The organism is Aerococcus sp. L_32 (assembly GCF_050689315.1).
In genome coordinates this window covers 1-1,148 of sequence record NZ_JBOEQF010000560.1, presented here as the reverse complement: position 1 = coordinate 1,148, position 1,148 = coordinate 1, and the positions used below count along the sequence as shown (strand labels likewise).

The window sequence follows — 1,148 nt, the reverse complement described above, 5'->3', positions numbered from 1 at the left end:
CGATTTCACCGAAACGGATTAAGCGTTCTGCGATTAATTCTGGATGCTCAACCGCATTTGTTGAATGTGATACTAAACCAGGAATGATGTATTGGCCTTCTTTTAAGCGACCCGCTTTTTCCCACACTTTCCATTCGTGCGCATGACGTGGACTTGATGCTTCAAAAGTAAATCCTGCTGCATTTACTTCTAAACATTGGTCAACGATGTACTCTAATGGAATATCTGTTGTATGTGGTCCATGCCATGAACCCCAGCAAATATGTAAGCGAACTAAAGCTGGATCGATACCTTTTAAGGCACGGTTAATAGCGTCAATACGTAATTGTAACCATCTTTGGAAGTCTTCAACTGTTGGCTCTGGGTTGATTTGGTCCCAAGCTTCAGCCAAGTCGGGCGCATCAATTTGAACGATGAAACCAGCATCTGTGATCGCTTTATATTCTTCATGTAATGCGTCTGCTAAATCATTTAATAAGGCTTCTTCATCACCATTGTAGTAGTTATCTTGTAGACGAGCTGCTGAACCTGGAGATACAGCTGCAATAAAAGCTTTTTCTAAGTTGTTTTTAGCTAGTGACGCTTTTAAGAAATCTACGTCACGTTGTACTTGGTCTTGACCAACGTAAGTCACTTTATCAGCGAAAACTGGGTTCCCAACAGCTTTACGTTTACCTAAAACACCAGAATCTGGATCTTCATAGGCAGCTGAGAAAATTGCACGGTCACGACGGTCAGGGAATGATGTTAATTTAATATTTCCTGGTGTTGAACGAACCTTTTCAGGGTTTGCCCAACGGTCTTGGTCAGTCATTTCTAAACCACCTAACCGATAGAATGAGTAGTTCCACCAGGCACCAAAGTCTACTGGACCAGATGTGATATGACCATATTCACCATCATTTACAATGTCGATACCCAGTTCTTTTTGTTTTGCAACAACCTGATCAACTGAATCCTGGATGATTTGAGAGTATTCTTCGTCTGAAATTTCATTTTTTGCACGACGGTCATTTGCCTCTAATAATGCTTTTGGACGTGGTAATGAACCTACATGTGTAGTTAAAATTTTCTTGTTTGTCATAGCTAAGACCTCCATCTTGTTTAGATAAATTGTAACACATCTACAAAACTATTATATCTTGATT

Annotated in this window: 1 protein-coding gene; it reads right to left on the bottom strand. The window is 40.1% G+C overall.

Translation table 11 applies throughout. The features are described from left to right. The coding region (locus ACRCJ0_RS14770) for a cobalamin-independent methionine synthase II family protein (RefSeq protein ID WP_431390965.1) at positions 1-1,084 on the bottom strand (1,084 nt) is incomplete at its 3' end. Positions 1,085-1,148: the final 64 nt, after the last annotated feature.